The sequence below is a fragment of the Paraburkholderia acidisoli genome, assembly GCF_009789675.1.
Classification (GTDB): Bacteria; Pseudomonadota; Gammaproteobacteria; order Burkholderiales; family Burkholderiaceae; genus Paraburkholderia; species Paraburkholderia acidisoli.
Map to the genome: position 1 here is coordinate 1,534,096 of NZ_CP046914.1, position 16,902 is coordinate 1,550,997.

Annotated in this window: 12 protein-coding genes and 1 riboswitch; of the genes, 8 read left to right on the plus strand and 4 right to left on the minus strand. The window is 68.0% G+C overall.

Annotation, left to right across the window (positions count from 1 at the left end; translation table 11 throughout):
- The first annotated feature begins 20 nt into the window (after positions 1-20).
- The 5 genes from FAZ98_RS20925 (at position 21) to FAZ98_RS20945 (ending at position 7,197) form a co-directional block, all read left to right on the plus strand.
- Complete coding sequence (locus tag FAZ98_RS20925; RefSeq protein ID WP_158953375.1) at positions 21-1,097, plus strand: OmpA family protein; 1,077 nt, start codon at positions 21-23, stop codon at positions 1,095-1,097.
- 796 nt (positions 1,098-1,893) lie between these two features.
- Positions 1,894-2,592, plus strand: a complete 699-nt coding sequence (locus tag FAZ98_RS20930; RefSeq protein ID WP_158953377.1) for a response regulator transcription factor — start codon at positions 1,894-1,896, stop codon at positions 2,590-2,592.
- The gene (locus FAZ98_RS20935) at positions 2,589-4,049 is read left to right on the plus strand and encodes a FecR family protein (RefSeq protein ID WP_158953379.1); all 1,461 of its coding nucleotides are present in this window, start codon (positions 2,589-2,591) and stop codon (positions 4,047-4,049) included. Before FAZ98_RS20930 ends, FAZ98_RS20935 begins: the two co-directional genes overlap by 4 nt.
- A gap of 8 nt (positions 4,050-4,057) precedes the next feature.
- On the plus strand, positions 4,058-6,490 hold the full coding sequence (locus FAZ98_RS20940) for a CHASE2 domain-containing protein (RefSeq protein WP_158953381.1): 2,433 nt from the start codon (positions 4,058-4,060) through the stop codon (positions 6,488-6,490).
- A 68-nt stretch (positions 6,491-6,558) separates the two neighbouring features.
- Positions 6,559-7,197 (plus strand): DUF4136 domain-containing protein, encoded by a 639-nt coding sequence (locus tag FAZ98_RS20945; RefSeq protein ID WP_158953383.1) that lies wholly within the window; start codon positions 6,559-6,561, stop codon positions 7,195-7,197.
- Here FAZ98_RS20945 and bluB read toward each other — a convergent pair.
- The 4 genes from bluB to FAZ98_RS20965 are packed head-to-tail and all read right to left on the minus strand — an operon-like array spanning position 7,175 to position 10,141.
- Positions 7,175-7,849, minus strand: coding sequence for a 5,6-dimethylbenzimidazole synthase (gene bluB, locus FAZ98_RS20950; RefSeq protein WP_158953385.1), 675 nt, complete (start codon positions 7,847-7,849; stop codon positions 7,175-7,177). The two genes, FAZ98_RS20945 and bluB, sit on opposite strands and share 23 nt — an antisense overlap.
- Positions 7,833-9,137, minus strand: coding sequence for a cobyrinate a,c-diamide synthase (locus FAZ98_RS20955; RefSeq protein ID WP_158953387.1), 1,305 nt, complete (start codon positions 9,135-9,137; stop codon positions 7,833-7,835). Before FAZ98_RS20955 ends, bluB begins: the two co-directional genes overlap by 17 nt.
- Positions 9,138-9,740, minus strand: a complete 603-nt coding sequence (cobO, locus tag FAZ98_RS20960) for a cob(I)yrinic acid a,c-diamide adenosyltransferase (RefSeq protein ID WP_158953389.1) — start codon at positions 9,738-9,740, stop codon at positions 9,138-9,140. It lies immediately after the preceding gene.
- 17 nt (positions 9,741-9,757) lie between these two features.
- A complete protein-coding gene (locus FAZ98_RS20965; protein WP_233272807.1) occupies positions 9,758-10,141 on the minus strand; it encodes a cobalamin biosynthesis protein in 384 nt (127 codons plus the stop codon).
- A 270-nt stretch (positions 10,142-10,411) separates the two neighbouring features.
- Positions 10,412-10,678: riboswitch (cobalamin riboswitch) on the plus strand.
- A gap of 206 nt (positions 10,679-10,884) precedes the next feature.
- Here FAZ98_RS20965 and cobW point away from each other — a divergent pair.
- From cobW to FAZ98_RS20980, 3 genes are read left to right on the plus strand one after another with little or no spacing between them, the layout of a single operon-like run.
- Positions 10,885-12,006 carry a cobalamin biosynthesis protein CobW gene (cobW, locus tag FAZ98_RS20970; RefSeq protein ID WP_158953393.1) on the plus strand — a complete coding sequence of 374 codons (1,122 nt, stop codon included), beginning with the start codon at positions 10,885-10,887 and terminating at the stop codon, positions 12,004-12,006.
- Positions 12,007-12,031: 25 nt separating this feature from the next.
- Positions 12,032-15,823: a cobaltochelatase subunit CobN gene (cobN, locus tag FAZ98_RS20975; protein WP_158953395.1), complete on the plus strand. Its 3,792-nt coding sequence runs from the start codon at positions 12,032-12,034 to the stop codon at positions 15,821-15,823.
- Positions 15,820-16,881 (plus strand): ATP-binding protein, encoded by a 1,062-nt coding sequence (locus tag FAZ98_RS20980; RefSeq protein ID WP_158953397.1) that lies wholly within the window; start codon positions 15,820-15,822, stop codon positions 16,879-16,881. Before cobN ends, FAZ98_RS20980 begins: the two co-directional genes overlap by 4 nt.
- Positions 16,882-16,902 lie beyond the last annotated feature (21 nt).

The window sequence follows — 16,902 nt, forward strand, 5'->3', positions numbered from 1 at the left end:
CCTATCCACGGACAAACAATATGAAATATTCAACGATGGCGCTCGCGCTAACGGTGGCGCTCGCCGGTTGCGCGTCCCAGGCGACGCGCGACCAGTTGCAGGTGCAGGACCCCACGGTGCGGGAAAACGGTTTCTCGGCCTCGCAAAACGCAGCGGCCGGCGCCGTGACCGAAACATGGAACGACACGCATCCCGAGCGTGTGAGCCACGCGCAACTCGACAGCGAGCAGCAACGCTTGCAGGCGCTGGGCGCGAAGCAACAAAACTACTTCGGCGCGAAGGCGCAGTGCTGGATTTATGCCGCGCGTGAGGAGCGCAATCAGTACAACGAGTGGGGCTTCGTCGAGGAGGCGAGCCGCGAGGCCGATCAGTTGATCGATGGGCTCGAAGGGCGCGGGGCCCTTCCGGCGGCCAATCCGGTGTTGCGCACGGCAACGATCGTGCGCCCCGATCTGTGGCGCCGTCTCGAGGCGGCGAAGAACTCGCCGGTGTTCGGCGCGTGTCCGCGAGCGCAACGCATTGTCGCGTGCTCGGAGGTCGCGCTGATTCATGCGGGGCACGAAGCGTGGTCGCGTCTCTTCGAGGCGAGCCAGCTTCGCGTCGCGGACGCAGCGCAGCAGATCGGCACGCTCGACACCGCGCTCGCTGCGTGCACGCCGCCGTCACCAGCGTCCGTCGTGCCGGCAAAGGTCGTCTTGCCGTCCGACACGTTGTTCCAGTTCGATCGCGGCGACATCGGCGGCATGCTGGAACAAGGGCGCGCGAGCCTCGACGCCTTGGCGCGTGACATCGTCGCGGCCGTCGACATCACGGCCATTCGCGCCGATGGCTATACCGACCGGCTCGGAAGCGAGCGCTACAACCGCGACCTGTCGAAGCGCCGGGCACAAACGGTGGTCGACTATTTGCGCAGCCGCGGCGTCACGAACGTGCAAATGAGTGCGGTGGGGCGCGGTAGCGCGGGGCCGGTCGCGCAATGCGGCGACCGCAATGCCAATCGCGCGGCGCTGATCGAATGTCTGGCGCCAGACCGTCGCGTGGAACTGTCGGTGTCGCGCGCGCCTTCGAATACGGATGGCGCACCGTCCGCCCGGTGATACGCGAGTCATCAGCGGGTATTCCGCGAGGGCTACCTTCAAAAGCCGCCTTGAACGTGACGTCGAGAATCGCAACGTTGAAACGGCGGCTTCCCTATTTCGCGAGCCGCGCCTGGCCGGGCGCGTCGCTCCTTCTCCGTGCCGCGCCGAACGCCAGCACGAGCCACGCGAAGGCTTGAACGGCAAAGGCGCTTACGTTTTCTTTCTCAAATGTATGCGGCATCGGCCAATCGTTTGGGCGCACCCCGTCAGATTTAACAATCCCTGACAGTAACTTCTCAAGTCCCAGGTAAGAATAGCCCGCCGATCGAGCACGCTTGCGACATCGACATCGACATCGACATCGACATCGACATCGACATCGCCAGCGTTCCACGGTTTGCGCGGGCCGCCGGCTTTGGCAAGGTATCGCCCGCCTCCCGCAGGCTTCGAACTCCGCTACCCCCTGAGCGTATGCCTGACGGCCACGGGCGAGCGGTTCCGTCAGGATGCGCGCGCATTTGGCCCCAGCCTCGCGCCAGAACGCCGCCGATACCGGGCGCAGCCATCAGGCTGCATCCGCACGAGGCCGCGCCCGTCGAATCGTTTCGCGCCGTTGCCCATTTTTTCGAGACGCGGCGAAAGTAGCGGTCTTGGCGTGCGATGCGCTTGGCATTCGCGTGTCCGAACATCGGGGATGGCAGCTCGCATTGCGCCAGGCAGGACTCGGGGCAAAACGCCGCACGCCACGCACAGCGAGGCGCGGCGGGCCCGTCCGTCCTTACAACATGAATAACGATCCTCGTTGCGGGGTGCTATGAGAATTGCAGTACTGGATGACGATGCGGCACAGACGGACTTCGTGTGCCAGACCTTGACGGCGGCGGGCCACATCTGCCACGCGTTCGCCAAGGGCGGCGAACTGGTCCGGCAGCTTCGTCGGCAAACATTCGACCTGCTCGTGCTTGACTGGAACGTGCCCGATATGGCCGGCGACGAAGTGCTGCACTGGGTGCGGCAAAGTCTGTCGACGCGGCTGCCCGTGCTGTTCATGACGAGTCGCAGCCGCGAAATCGACATCGCGCAAATGCTCAACGCGGGCGCCGACGACTACGTCGTCAAACCGGTCGCGGCGCCGGTGCTGATCGCGCGCGTCAATTCGTTGCTGCGCCGAGCGTATCAACTGCATTCGCCCGCGCTGAAGGAAAGCTTCGGCGAATACGAATTCGATCTGAAGTCGCGTCAGGCTTCGGTGAGCGGCCGTCAGGTCGCGCTCACGCAGAAGGAATTCGACCTCGCGCTGTTGCTGTTCCAGCATCTGAGCCGCCCGTTGTCGCGCGCGCACATACTCGACGTGATCTGGAAGCAATCCGACGACATCCCGTCGCGCACCATGGACACGCACGTCTCGATGCTGCGCTCGAAGCTCGGCCTGCGTCCGGAAAACGGCTACCGCCTCACGCCCATCTACGGTTACGGATATCGACTCGAGCGCATCGAGGGAGACGGCCCTTGAGCGCCGCGCGCAGGACTCGGGCCGCCGCGAAAGGGCGCGCGGCGTGTGCGTCCGCGGCGCCGCTCGTCGCCTGCGCGTTCGCGCTCGTATCGGGCGCGCGAGCGGTCGAGGCGCGCGAAGCCGCGCCGCGTACAACCGGCCGCGTCACCGAAACCACGCCGTACGAAACCCGCGCCGGCGATTCGCTCTACAGCATCGCCGCGCGCTATCTGCAAAATCCCGCCGACTGGAAAACGCTCGCGCGCGTGAATCGCGTGAGCGCGCCGCGCCGCCTGCAGCCGGGTACGGTATTGCGCGTGCCCGTCGCGCTGTTGCGTCAGGACCCGCTCAGCGCGACCGTGATCGCCGCGAACGGACCGGCGCAGCACGCGTTTCGCAATGGGCCGCTGTTGCCGCTGCGCGTTGGCGCGAAGCTCGTCGAAGGCGATCGCGTGCAGACCGGCACGAACGGCTTCGCCACGCTCGAACTCGCGGACGGTTCGCATCTCGTGCTGCCGGCCGACACCTCGCTCAATCTCGCCACGCTGCGCCAGACCGTGCTCACGGGCGCGACGGACCGCGTCGTCGACCTGCATCGCGGCGAAGTGAACACCGAGGTCACGCACGCCACGAAGAAGGACGACCGCTTTCAGATTCGCTCCCCTTCGGTGGTCGCGGGCGTGCGCGGCACGCAGTTCCGCGTGACCTATGACGGCACGCATGCCGCCGGGGCGGCCACCACGGTCGAGGTACTCGACGGCGCCGTGGGCGTCGACACGACCTCGCTCGCGCAAGGTTGGCGCGGCGCGTATGCGGCGGCGCCCGCGCCGGGCCAGCCGCTCGCCGCGTCCGAGCAACTCGTGCTGGCGCGCTACGGCAGCGTCACCGTGGCGGGCGAGGCGGCGGGCAGCCCCGTCGCGTTGCTCGAAGCGCCCGCGTTGCAAAACGCGTCGAAAATTCAGGACGATGCCGATGTCGCGTTCGACCTCGCACCGCCCTCCGGCGCACGCGGCTATCGCGTGCAGATCGGGCGCGACGCGGGCTTGCTCGATCTGGTCCGCGACGTGCGCAGCAACGCGCCGCACGTCTCGATCGGCGCGCTCGACGACGGTACGTACTTCGTGCGCATTTCCGCCATCGACGCGCGTGGTCTCGAAGGCATTCCGGCCGCTTATGCGTTCGAGCGCCGCCGGCTCGCACTCGGCGCCAGCGCCGGCCCGATCGAAGGCTCGCGCGACTTCGCGTTCCGCTGGTTCGTCGAGCAGGGTGCGCAGGACACGCACTTTCGCTTCGTGCTCGCGGCCACGCCGGACTTGCGCGTGCCGCTCGTCGATCATCCCGACATCGCGGCGGGCGAGGCCGTCGTGCGCGATCTGCCCAAGGGCGTCTACTACTGGACGGTGATCGCCGAGCAGTTCGACCATGGCCGCTACTACCAGAAGGCCAGTCCGATTCAGTCGTTCCGGCTGGACTGGTGAGCGCGCGCATGAGCGTTGGGCCGTCCTCGCGTCTTGGCCGCTCGGTCGGGCGGCGCTTTTTGTTCGAGTGGGCTGGCGTGGGCTGTGCGGGCGCCGTCGTGGTGCTGCTATGCGTGCTGTTGCGCTTGACGAGCGGCGCCGACCATCTCGTCTACGACCGCTTTCTCGCCGCGCGCGCGGCGCCGGTGTCGCCCGACATCGTGGTGGTCGAAATCGACAATGCGAGTGTGGCCGCGCTCGGGCGCTGGCCGTGGGCGCGTGCCGTCCACGCGCAACTCGCCGACCGGCTCGCGCAGGCGGGCGCTGCGGCCATCGTCTACGACGTGCTGTTCACCGAACCCTCGCCCAACGACGCGCGTTTCGCCCAGGCGCTGCGCCAGCGCCCCGCGTTCCTGCCGATCCTGCTCACGCCCGCGGATGAGGCGGGCCGTCGCGACGCCGTGCGCCCGGTCGCGCCGCTCGCGCAGGCGGCCGCCGGTCTCGGCCACATCAACCTGGAAGTCGATAGCGACGGTATCGTGCGCAGCGTGGCGCTGTTCGAAGGCGACGCGGCGCAGCGCTGGCCGCAACTGATGCTGCCGCTCTGGCGCGCGATCCGCAGCGGCGCCTTCACGCTCGCGCACGGCACGCCCGCCGCGGCGCAGCGCGACGACATGCTGCGCGCCGCCGGCCCCGGCAGCGAGTCCCGATTTCTCATCCCGTTCGGCGCGAATTCGCAGCACTACCGCAAGCTCTCGTTCGCCGACGTGCTCGAAGGCCGCGTGCCCGCGAATGCGTTGCGCGGGCGCGTGGCGATCGTCGGCGTTTCGGCTTCGGGCTTGTACGACCGCTTCGCCACGCCGCTTTCGGGCACGCTCGGACCGCTGCCCGGCGTCTACATTCACGCGATCGTGCTCGACACGCTGCTCAACGGCACCGCCATTCAGCCCGTGCCCACGCTCGCCATCGTGCTGCTTTCGCTCGTGCCGCTCGCGATCGTGCTCGCCGGCTTGCTCGTGCTCTCGCCGCTGCGCGCGCTGCTGCTGCTCGCGCTGCTGATCGCCGTGTCGCTGGGCGCGAGCGCGGCCGTGCTGCACGGCGCGCGCCTCTGGTTCACGCCGGTGCCCGCGATCGCGGCGCTCGTCGTCGTGTATCCGTTGTGGAGCTGGCGGCGGCTCGAAATGACGATGGCGTATCTGCGCAAGGAACTGCGTCAACTCGCCGACGAGCCGTACTTGCTGCCCGAGGCGCCCATGCCGCGCCGCGAGTTCGGCGGCGACGCGCTCGCGCAGCAAATGGCGCTGATGGCGCAGGCCGCGCAGCGTTTGCAGGACATGCGCCGTTTCGTGTGGGACAGCCTCGATTCGGTGCCCGAACCGATTCTCGTCGCCGATCTGCGCGGCGCGGTGCTGATCGCCAATCACGCGTCGCGCGCGTATTTCGCGGGCCTCGCCGTCGATACCGTGGAAGGGCGGGCGATGCAGGACGTGTTCGGCGATCTCGCGCTCGTCAAGCCGATCGACCCGAGCCCCGAGGCCATGGCGCTCGCGCATGCGCATTGGCCCGCGCCGCTCGATCCGGCGCGCCATGAATTCGCCGGGCTGATGGAGCGCGGCGTGGAAGTGCGCGCGCGCGACGGCAGCGACTATCTGCTGCGCTACGCGCGCTGCACCAACGCGCAAGGCCAGGCCGTGGGCTGGATCGCGGGTCTTGTCGACGTGACCGCGCTGCACGACGCCGAGCGTCAACGCGAAGACGCGCTGCGGCTGCTGTCGCACGACATGCGCTCGCCGCAAGCGTCGATCGTCGCGCTGGTGGAAACCGAGCGCGAGCGCGGCGCACTCGCGGCGGGCCCCGCGCGCGAGGTGATGGAGCGCATCGAACGCTATGCGCGGCGCGCGCTCACACTCGCCGACGACTTCGTGCAACTCGCGCGCGCCGAATCGCAGGTCTATGCGCTCGAACCCACGAGCCTCGCCGAACTCGTGATCGACGCGAGCGACGAAGTCTGGCCGCAGGCGCGCGCGAAACGCATCCAGATCGACACGGCATGCGACGCCGGCCAGATGGGCTGGATCAACGCCGACCGTTCGCTCATCACGCGCGCGCTCGTGAACGTGCTCAACAACGCGGTCAAATACAGTCCGCCGGATACGCGCGTCGTGTGTTCGATCGCGCTCGACGCGCGCGTGCCGCCGCATGTGATCTGCGCGATACGCGATCAGGGTTACGGCATCGCGCCCGAGGACCAGGCGAGGCTGTTCGAGCAGTTCCGGCGCTTTCATGCGGGGCAGCGGCCCGAGGTGAGCGGCGCGGGGCTCGGCATGGCGTTCGTGAAAACCGTCGTGACGCGTCACGGCGGCGACGTGCAGGTTCAGAGCGAGCCCGACAAAGGTACGACGCTCACGATGTCGCTGCCCGCGCTCGAGGCGCACGACGCGCCTGGCCGGACGCCCGATTGATCTCGATTGATCCCGATTGATCGGCCGACGAAGCCAGGCGCACAACCCGTTTTTCGATGGAGCCGTTCGTGAAGATACGATTGTCTGTCTGTTTCCTGACGACGATGCTGGCCGCGCTTGCCGGTTGCGCGGGCGTCACCACCGATATCGCCGCCACCGGGGCGCTGCCCGAAGCGAACGCCGCCGCCCGTTATCGGTTCGCGCAGTCGCCCGCGCAGGCCGAGGCCGGTGACATGCTGCCGGGCGAGCCGCTGTTGCGCGCGAGCCTGGCGCGGCGCGGCTTCAGCGAAGGCGCGCCCGCGGCGGCACGCTATCTGGTGTCGGTGGCGTGGGCCACGCGTCCCGCGGGCGTGAGCGTGGTCGAGGGCGATTGCAATGGCGGCAACGCCTGCGCGCTCGCCACGCCGGTGTTGCCGCCATCGCCGCCCGCGCTGCCGTGGTTCGGCAAGACCTATGTGCACACGCTCACGTTGCGCTTTTTCGCGCTGCCTGAGGGCAACGAAGTCTATAAGGTGAGCGCCGTGAAGCGCGACCGCAACGCCAATTCACAACAGGCCGAGCCGTATCTCGTGGCTGGCGCGCTCGCGCGTTTGCCGTATGCGGGCGCGCCGCAATGGCGCGTGGCGCTGAAGGACGCCGCTAACCTCGACGCGAACGGCCACGCCGTGCCGGAAGTGAAGTCGGTCAGGCCGGTGACGGCGCCGTAGCGTCGCCGTCCGCCGTCGGCCAGCGGTTCTCGAACACGCAGTCGTCGAGCGCTTTGCGTTCGGCCCAACGTTCCATCTCCAGCATCGGCTGCGGATAAAACGCCTCGACATGACCCACGCAGAGGATCGCCACGGGTTTCGCGCCGGCGGGCATGCCGAGCAGCGCGCGCACCTCGTCGACATCGAAAATCGACACCCAGCCCATGCCGAGTCCTTCGGCGCGCGCGGCGAGCCACATGTTCTGGATCGCGCATGCCACCGAGGCGAGATCCATTTCCGGCAATGTGCGGCGGCCAAAAACATGCGGCTCGCGCCGGTCCATCAACGCGACGACGAGCAGTTCGCCGCAGTCGCGCATGCCTTCGACCTTGAGTTGCATGAACGCTTCGCGGCGTTCGCCGAGCGCGTCGGCGGTGGCGAGGCGTTCGCGCTCGACCGCTGCCTGAAGTTGCGTGCGCAACGAAGTCTCGGTAATGCGGACGATGCGCCACGGCTGCATGAAGCCCACGCTCGGCGCATGATGCGCCGCGTCGAGCAGACGCGCGAGCGTGGCCGGGTCGACGGGACCGGGCACGAAGTGGCGCATGTCGCGCCGCTCGTAAATCGCGCGGTAGACCGCCGCGCGCTCGGCGTCGTCAAAAGGCTGTGCCATGGAATAGGGCGGCCGCGAAAGCCGGATTGGAAGGCCAGTAGGCGTGCATATAGGTCGCCACGATCGAACCGTGCCGATAGAGCGCTTCGCCGGGCGCGCCCGTGTTCGGATTGCGCGCGGTAAGCACGGCGTCGAGCGGCGTGCTCACGCGCGAATAGTGAAACGTGTGGCCGCGCAGCGCGCCGTGCGCGGCGCTGTCGAGTTGCTGCATGCCGAGCGCGGCGAAGCGCTTCTGCATGGTCGCAACGCCCGGCAGCAGGCCGAGCATGGGCGTGCGCGTGCCTTGCGTATCGGTGAGCGCGTCGAGCAGCCAGAGCATGCCGCCGCATTCGGCGATCAAGGGTTTGGACGCCGAAAGATGTGCGCGCAACGAATGGGCGCTGCGTGTGCTGCTCGCGAGCGTGGCGGCGTGCAGTTCGGGGTAGCCGCCGGGCAGCCAGATCGCGTCGGCATTCGCGGGAGCGGGTTCGTCCGCGAGCGGCGAAAAGCGGCTCACGCGCGCGCCCATGGCTTCGAGCAACGCCACATTGGCGGGATACACGAAGGAAAACGCGGCGTCGCAGGCCATGGCGATGTGGCGGCCTTCGAGCGCGCGCGGCACGTTTGGCACGTGATCGACATCGCCGAAATCGACGGCTGGCGGCAATTGCGCGAGCGCGGTGGGCGCGAGCGCGTCGGCGGCACGCTCGATGCGCGCGTCGAGGTCGGCGATCTCGCTCGCCTGGTGCAGGCCGAGATGGCGATCGGGCAATTCGAGCAGCGCGTCGCTCGCCACGTGGCCGAGCCAGCGCACGTCAGCGGGCAGCGCTTCCTGCAACATCTGCGCGTGACGCGCGGAACCCACGCGATTCGCGAGCACGCCATGAAACGGCACCTCGGGGCGAAAGCGCGCGAGCCCGAACGCGATCGCGCCGAATGTTTGCGCCATCGACTTCGCGCTCACCACGGCCGCGACCGGCACGTTGAATGCTGTCGCCAGATCGGCGCTGCTCGGCGTGCCGTCGAACAGACCCATCACGCCTTCGATCAGGATCAGGTCGGCTTCGCGCGCGGCTTGCGCGAGCAGGGCGCGGCAGGCGGCCCCGCCCACCATCCACAGATCGAGCGAAAGCACGGGCGCGCCGCTCGCCTGCGCAAGGATCATCGGATCGAGAAAATCCGGCCCCGTCTTAAACACGCGCACGCGCCGCCCCGCGCGCCGATGCAGCCGCGCGAGACCCGCCGTGAGCGTGGTCTTGCCCTGGCCCGAAGCGGGCGCGCTGAGAAAGAGCGCGGGGCAGGCCGTCATTTAGAACTCCACACCTTTTTGCGCCTTCACGCCTTGCTCGCGATACGGATGCTTCACGAGGCGCATTTCGGTGACGAGATCGGCGGCTTCGAGCAGCGCGTCGGGCGCGTGGCGGCCCGTGATGACCACGTGCACGTGCGGCGCGCGCGCATTGACCACGCCCAGCACCTCGTCGAGCGGCAGGTAGTCGTACTTGAGCACGGTGTTGAGTTCGTCGAGGATCACCATGACGTACTCGCCGCTTTCGATCATGCGCTTCGCTTCGTCCCAGCCTTTGCGCGCCGTGGCGATATCGCGCTCGCGATCCTGGGTGTTCCAGGTGTAGCCTTCGCCCATCGTCACGAAGTCGCAATGCGCCACGCTGCCGAGAAAATCGCGCTCGGCCGTGTGCAACGCACCCTTGATGAACTGCACGACGCCGAGCTTCATGCCGTGGCCGAGCACGCGCACGGCCATGCCGAACGCGGCGGTGCTCTTGCCTTTGCCGTTGCCGGTGTTGACGATCAAGAGGCCTTTTTCGTGCGTCGCCGCAGCCTGCTTTTTCTCGTGGCCTTCGCGGCGGCGTTGGGTCATGCGCTGGTGCGATTCGGGGTCGGTTTTCATCGTCGATGTCGAGTGGGTCAGGGGAGCTGGCGGGCGATCGCGACGGTCACGCCGTCGAGCGCGAGTTTGGCGCGCAAGAGCGGGCCGCCGTTCGCGGCGAGCCACGCGCACGGTTCGCACACGCCGTTCACGCCGTAGTGCGCGCGCGCGGCGAGCGAAGGCGGCGAGGGCGCGGCAGCCGCCACAGCGAGCGCCGGCACGGCCGCGATCTGCTCGCGCGTGTAGAGAACGAGCGTGAGCGCATGCGCTGCGCAGAACGCGTGCAAGGCGGGTTCGCTGGCTTTCGCGTCGAGCGTCGCCACGGCGGCCACCTGCGCCAGCAGCCAATTGCCGAGGGCCGCGTGCACGGCCGCTTCGACCTGCGCGAGCGTCACGCCGCGCCGGCAACCCACGCCAATCACGAGCGAGGCGGCATGGCCATCGACATCGTCATCGGCCGAATCCGCTGCAAAAACAGAAGCGGAACCGGACGCACGAGCGGCGGAAAACGAAGCACGATTCACGGCGATAGCGAACGAAGACGCGAAGATGGCGCGAAGATGAAGTGGCAAAGCCGCGGCGAGCCCCGCGCGGAAGCCCGCAAATTGCGCGCTACGATAGCACACGCGCTTTCGCGCGAGATTCGCCGCCGGCTTTCAATCCGCTTCCTTGACGCGCGTGCCCCCCACGCCTACACTCGCACGCACTCTGGTGCTCGCGCGCGCGAACATGGCGCGCGCAGTTAAACGGGAATCAGGGAGCCATCCCGCCTCGGGCATGGCCAACCTGAACTGCACCCGCAACGGTACAACGAGCGCGGTCTGCGAGCGAACTCTCGCACGCAAGCCGCACGCCGCTTTCACGAAGCCACTGCACGAAACGCTCCGCGAGGGCGCTCGCGCGGGAAGGCGAGGCGGCGCATCGTCAGTCCGGATACCGGCCAGAAACGAGGAATTCGCGCTGCGGGGATGCGGCGCAGGGTTCGTAAATTTCATGCTTTCATGCGATCGGTGGGCGTGGCCCGCATTGCGTTCGAGAGCGGTTCCGGTCGTTCGTCCCCGCAACGAAATCCGTCGCGCCGCGAGGCGCGGCTGCGTTGCGCGCACGAACGACGCGCCCTACCGCTCATGGCGATTCGCGAGGCCACACGCCGAAGGAGCACTTCATGCAGATGCGCAAGATTCCGGTCACGATCGTGACGGGCTTTCTCGGTAGCGGTAAAACCACGTTGCTGCGTCATATTCTTCAGCACGCGGGCGGCCTGCGCGTGGCCGTGATCGTCAACGAGTTCGGCGAGCTCGGTATCGACGGCGAAATTCTGCGCGGTTGCGGGATCGGTTGCGACGAGGACGGCAACGAAACGGAAGGCCAGCTCTACGAACTCGCCAACGGTTGCCTCTGCTGCACGGTGCAGGAGGAGTTCTTCCCGGTGATGGAGCAACTGCTCGAGCGCCGCGGCAATATCGACCACGTGCTGATCGAAACCTCGGGCCTCGCGTTGCCGAAGCCGCTCGTGCAGGCGTTCAACTGGCCGTCCATCCGCAATGCGTTCACTGTCGATGCGGTCGTGACCGTGGTCGATGCGCCCGCGGCCGCGAGCGGTCAGTTCGCGGAAAATCCGCAGGCCGTGGACGCACAGCGCCGCGCCGACCCGAACCTCGACCACGAGTCGCCGCTGCATGAACTGTTCGAAGATCAGTTGAGCGCCGCCGATCTCGTGATCCTCAACAAGACCGATCTGATCGACGAAGCCGGTCAGGACGCGCTCATCGAGGAACTGCGCGAGGAACTGCCGCCGCAGGTGAAGATCGTGCGCGCGCAGCACGGCAAGCTCGATCTGCACACGCTGCTCGGGCTCGAAGCGGCATCGGAAGAAAGCATTCATCTGCGCCACGACCATCACGGTTCAGCCGAAGACGCCGATCATCATCACGACGAATTCGATTCGGTTGTCGTGAGCGCGCAAGTGGCTTCGCGCGACGCCGCCATCGAAGCGCTCCAGCAACTCGTGGACGCGCACACGATCTATCGCGTGAAGGGTTTCGCCGCGTTGCCGGGCGCGCCCATGCGTCTCGTGATCCAGGGCGTGGGCCGCCGCTTCGACAGCTATTTCGACCGCCGCTGGAACGCGCAGGAAAGCGCCGCGCAGCCGCTCGCGAGCCGTTTCGTGCTGATCGGCGAGGACCTCGACGGCGCGAAGCTGCAAGCCGCGTTCGACGCGGCGCTCGCACAGCCGCATACCGCGTCGGCGCATACCGCGTCGGCGCAAGCTGCATCGGCGCAATAAGCGCGTTAGTTCGAGAGACCGCAAGATGCATTTGTTGCGCACCACGCCGGGCGGTTTCGTCGACGACACGCAAGGCGTGGTTCGCATCGACCAGCAGCCCGCCGAGATCGTCGTGCTCAGTTCCGCCGACACCACGCTGGCCTTGCTCGCGAGCGTGGTGCCGCGCCTGCCCGAGGGCTTCCCGAGCGTACGGCTCGCGAACGTTTCGTACTTGCGGCAGAACGCGTCCGTCGACTTTTATCTCGACGACGTGTTGCAGCACGCGCGCGTGGTGGTGGTCGATCATCTGGGCGGCGAGGCGTACTGGCCGTACGGCATCGAACAGGTCGTCTCGCTCGCGGAGCGCCGCGGCCAACTGCTCGCGATGTTCTCCGGCGACTTGCAGGAAGACCCGAATCTCATCGCGAAGAGCCGCGCCGAGCCCGCGCTGTGCCGGGTGCTGTGGCGTTACTTGCGCGAAGGCGGCGCGGCCAATGCCGAGTCGTTTTTGCGCGCGCTCGCATGGCATGCGTTCGGCTGGGGCAGCGAGCCGCCGCCGCCCGTGGTGCTGCCGGCCGCGGCGCTCTATTGCCCGCAGCGCGACGTGGCGACCATCGACGAATGGCGCGCGCGCTGGCAGCCGGGCGCGAGCGTGGTCGCGCTGCTGTTCTACAAGGCGCATTTGCAGGCCGCGAACACGGCCGCGTTCGATGCGCTGATCGACGCGATGCTCGCGCGCGGGCTGAATCCGCTGCCGCTCGCCATCACCTCGCTCAAGGACGCGTTGAGCCGCGACGTGCTCGCGCAACTCGCGGCCGAGCACGACGTGTCGCTCGTGCTGAACACCACGGCGTTTGCCGCATCTTCGCTGGACGACCCCGAGTCGATCGAGATTGCCGGCGACGCGCCCGTGCTGCAGGTGATTCTGAGCGGCGGCAATCGCGAGGACTGGCTCAAGGACAACCACGGCCTCAACTCGCGCGACATCGCCATGCATATCGCGCTGCCCGAAGTGGACGGCCGCATCATCACGCGCGCGGTCAGCTTCAAGGGGCTCGCGTATCACTGCCCGCATACGCAGGTCGATGTCGTGCGCTACCAGCCCGACGCGGAGCGCGTGGCGTTCGTCGCGGAACTCGCGCAGCGCTGGTGTGCGTTGCGAAGGATGCCGAACGAAGCGAAAAAGCTCGCGCTGGTGCTCGCGAATTATCCGATGAGCGAAGGGCGTATCGGCAACGGCGTGGGACTCGACACGCCCGCCTCCATGGTGAGCATCTTGCGCATGCTGCGCGACGAAGGCTACCGCGTGGCCGAGGTGCCGGAAGACGGCGAAGCGCTCATGAACGTGCTCACGCAAGGCGTGACCAACGACCCCGACACGCGTGCATTGCGACCCGCGTGGCAGAGCCTTTCGCTCGACGACTACCGCGCGCGCTTTTCGCAACTGCCCGCCGAGGCGCAGAACGCGTTGATCGCGCGCTGGGGCGCGCCGGAGGAGGATCCCACGGTGCGGCGCGGGCGCTTCATGATCGCGGGCTGGCGCTGCGGCCACGTGTTCGTCGGGATTCAGCCGTCGCGCTCGCGCGGCGACGACACCTACGCGAACTATCACGACGCCGAACTCGTGCCGCCGCACGCGTATCTCGCGTTTTACTTCTGGCTGCGCGACACGTTCGGCATTGACGCCATCGCGCACGTGGGCAAGCACGGCAACCTCGAATGGCTGCCGGGCAAGAGCGTCGCGCTCGCGCAAAGCTGCTGGCCCGACATGATCCTGGGCCCGCTGCCGCATCTGTATCCGTTCATCGTCAACGATCCGGGCGAGGGCAGCCAGGCGAAGCGCCGCGCGCAGGCCGTGATCGTCGATCATCTGATGCCGCCGCTCACGCGTGCCGAAAATTACGGGCCGATGCAGGATCTCGAACGTCAGGTCGACGAGTACTACGAAGCCTTGATGGTCGATCCGCGCCGCGCGAAGTTGCTGCGCAAGACGATCCTCGCGACCCTCATCGAGCATCGCCTGCACGAGGAATTGAGCATGCCCGCGCCGCGGGATCAGGCGGGCGAAGACGACCTGCTCACGCGCGCTGACGCGTATCTCTGCGAACTCAAGGAAGCGCAGATTCGCGACGGTTTGCACACGTTCGGCGAGTCGCCGCAAGGCGTGCAGCGCCGCGACACGCTGGTGGCGCTCGGCCGTTACGCGAGCGCCGACGGGCAGGGCGCGAACGCGGGGCTGATCGACGCGATGGCGCGCGACTTGCGCATCGATCATCTGCTCGATCCGGCCAGCGTCGATTGGGCCGCGCCGTGGAGCGGGCCGCGCCCCGAGTTGCTCGCCGATGCCAGCGCCGCGCCGTGGCGTCATGCGGGCGACACGCGCGAGCGCCTGGAAGCGCTGGCAATCACGTTGATCGACGGCATTTGCTCAGGCATCCAAAATAATCATGCGGTCGACGCGTTGCCGCAAACCGCGAAAGTGCTGGCGCGTTTGCGCGACGACGTCCTGCCGCGCCTCGACGCCTGCGGCAGCGAGGAAATGCGCGCGTTGCGGCGTGGCTTCGCCGGTCGTTTCGTGCCGCCAGGCCCGAGCGGTTCGCCCTCGCGCGGCCGCCCCGACGTGCTGCCCACGGGCCGCAACTTCTATTCGGTCGACACGCGCGCGGTGCCCACGCAGGCGGCGTGGACGCTCGGCATGAAGTCGGCGCAGCAACTGATCGAGCGGCATTTGCAGGAGCACGGCGACTATCCGCGCGCCGTGGGGCTTTCCGTGTGGGGCACGGCCACGATGCGCACGGGCGGCGACGACATCGCGCAGGCCATGGCATTGATCGGCGTGCGCCCCAAATGGGCGGCGGGCAGCCAGCGCGTGACCGACTTCGAGATCATGCCGGTGGAAGCGCTGGACCGGCCGCGTATCGACGTGACGTTGCGCGTGTCCGGCTTTTTCCGCGACGCGTTTCCCAACGTCATGCATCTGTTCGATGCGGCCGTGCAAGCCGTGGCCGAACTCGACGAGCCCGAGCACCAGAACCCGCTACGCGCGCGCGTGCAACGCGAACGCGACGCGTTGATCGCGCAAGGCATGAACGCCGACGACGCACGCCGCCGCGCGGGCTGGCGCGTGTTCAGCGCGCGCCCCGGCGCCTACGGCGCGGGCCTGCAAACGATGATCGATCATCGCCAGTGGCAGACCGACGCCGACCTCGCCAACGCGTATCAGGCATGGGGCGGCTTCGCGTATGCACAAAAGAGCGCGGGCGACGAAGCCAGCGACGCGTTTCGCGCGCGCCTCGCCACGCTCGACGTGGTGTTGCAGAACCAGGACAACCGCGAGCACGATCTGCTCGACTCGAACGACTACTATCAGTTCCAGGGCGGCATGGCGGCGGCCGCGCGGCACTTCTCGCACGCGCAGCCCACGCTCTATCACGCCGATCACAGCAACCCGGCGGCGCCGCGCATCCGGCCCTTGCACGAGGAGATCGCGCGCGTGATTCGCTCGCGCGTGGTGAACCCCAAGTGGATCGACGGTGTGAAGCGCCACGGCTACAAGGGCGCGGCGGAAATGGCGGCCACCGTGGACTATCTGTTCGGCTACGACGCCACGGCGCGCGTGGTGGGCGATCATCAATACGCACTCGTCGCGAGCGCCTACGTGCACGACGACGCCACGCGCGCCTTCATGCAGCGTCACAATCCGCACGCGCTGCATGCCGTGTGCGAACGTCTGCTGGAAGCGATCCAGCGCGGCTTGTGGCAGGAGCCGGGCGAGCATCGCGCGCAACTCGAACAGCGTCTGCTCGAAGCCGGGCAGCAACTCGAAGGACGATCATGACGAACGCCGCGGCCACGCGTCCCGCGTTGCCCCTTGCTTTTCCCTTTACCGCGCTCGTCGGCCAGGCCGAATTGCAGCGCGCGTTGCTGCTCGCGGCCATCGACCCGGCGCTCGGTGGCGTGCTCGTCTGCGGTCCGCGCGGCACCGCGAAATCCACGGCCGCGCGCGCGTTGGCCGCGTTGCTGCCGCACGGCGCGTTCGTCACGCTGCCGCTGGGCGCGAGCGAAGAGAAACTCATCGGCACGCTCGATCTCGAAGCCGCGCTGCGCGAGAGCGCCGTGCGTTTCGCGCCGGGCCTGCTCGCGCGCGCCCACGAGGGCGTGCTCTACGTCGACGAAGTGAACCTGTTGCCCGATGCGCTCGTCGACGTGCTGCTCGACGCGGCCGCGAGCGGCATCAACACGGTCGAGCGCGACGGCGTCTCGCACACGCACGACGCGCGCTTCGTGCTGGTCGGCACGATGAATCCCGAGGAAGGCGAGTTGCGGCCGCAACTGCTGGACCGCTTCGGCTTGCTGGTCGAACTCGCTACGCCGCGCGATGCCGCTGAGCGCCAGCGCATCGTCAAGGCGCGGCTCGCGTTTGACGCCGATCCGCAAGCGCTCTGCGCCGCGTTCGAGGCGCAGCAACGCGCGCTGGCGCAGCGCATCGTCGCGGCGCGCGCGGCATTGCCCGCGCTGCCGTGGAGCGACGCCGTGCACGAGCGCGTGGCGCAACGCTGTATCGAGGCGGCCGTGGACGGCATGCGCGCCGATCTCGTGATGTTGCGCGCGGCGCGTGCGCTCGCGGCTTACGAGGGCGCGCCGGCCGTGAGCCCGGAGCATGTCGACGCCGTGGCCGAGAGCGTGCTCGCGCATCGTCGCCATGCGGCGCCGGAAGCGTCGCGCCGTCACGATCAGCCGAACGCCAATCATCAGGATACCGAAAGCAATTCGTCCGCCGATAAAAACGAACAGGGCGGGCAGAACGATCAACGCGACTGGGGCGAACTCGCGCCCGAGCCAGTGGCGGCCACTTCCGTCAAAGGCGTGATTCCGCTACCCGCAAAAAAACGCTGACCCGTCGGGCAAGGACCGCTG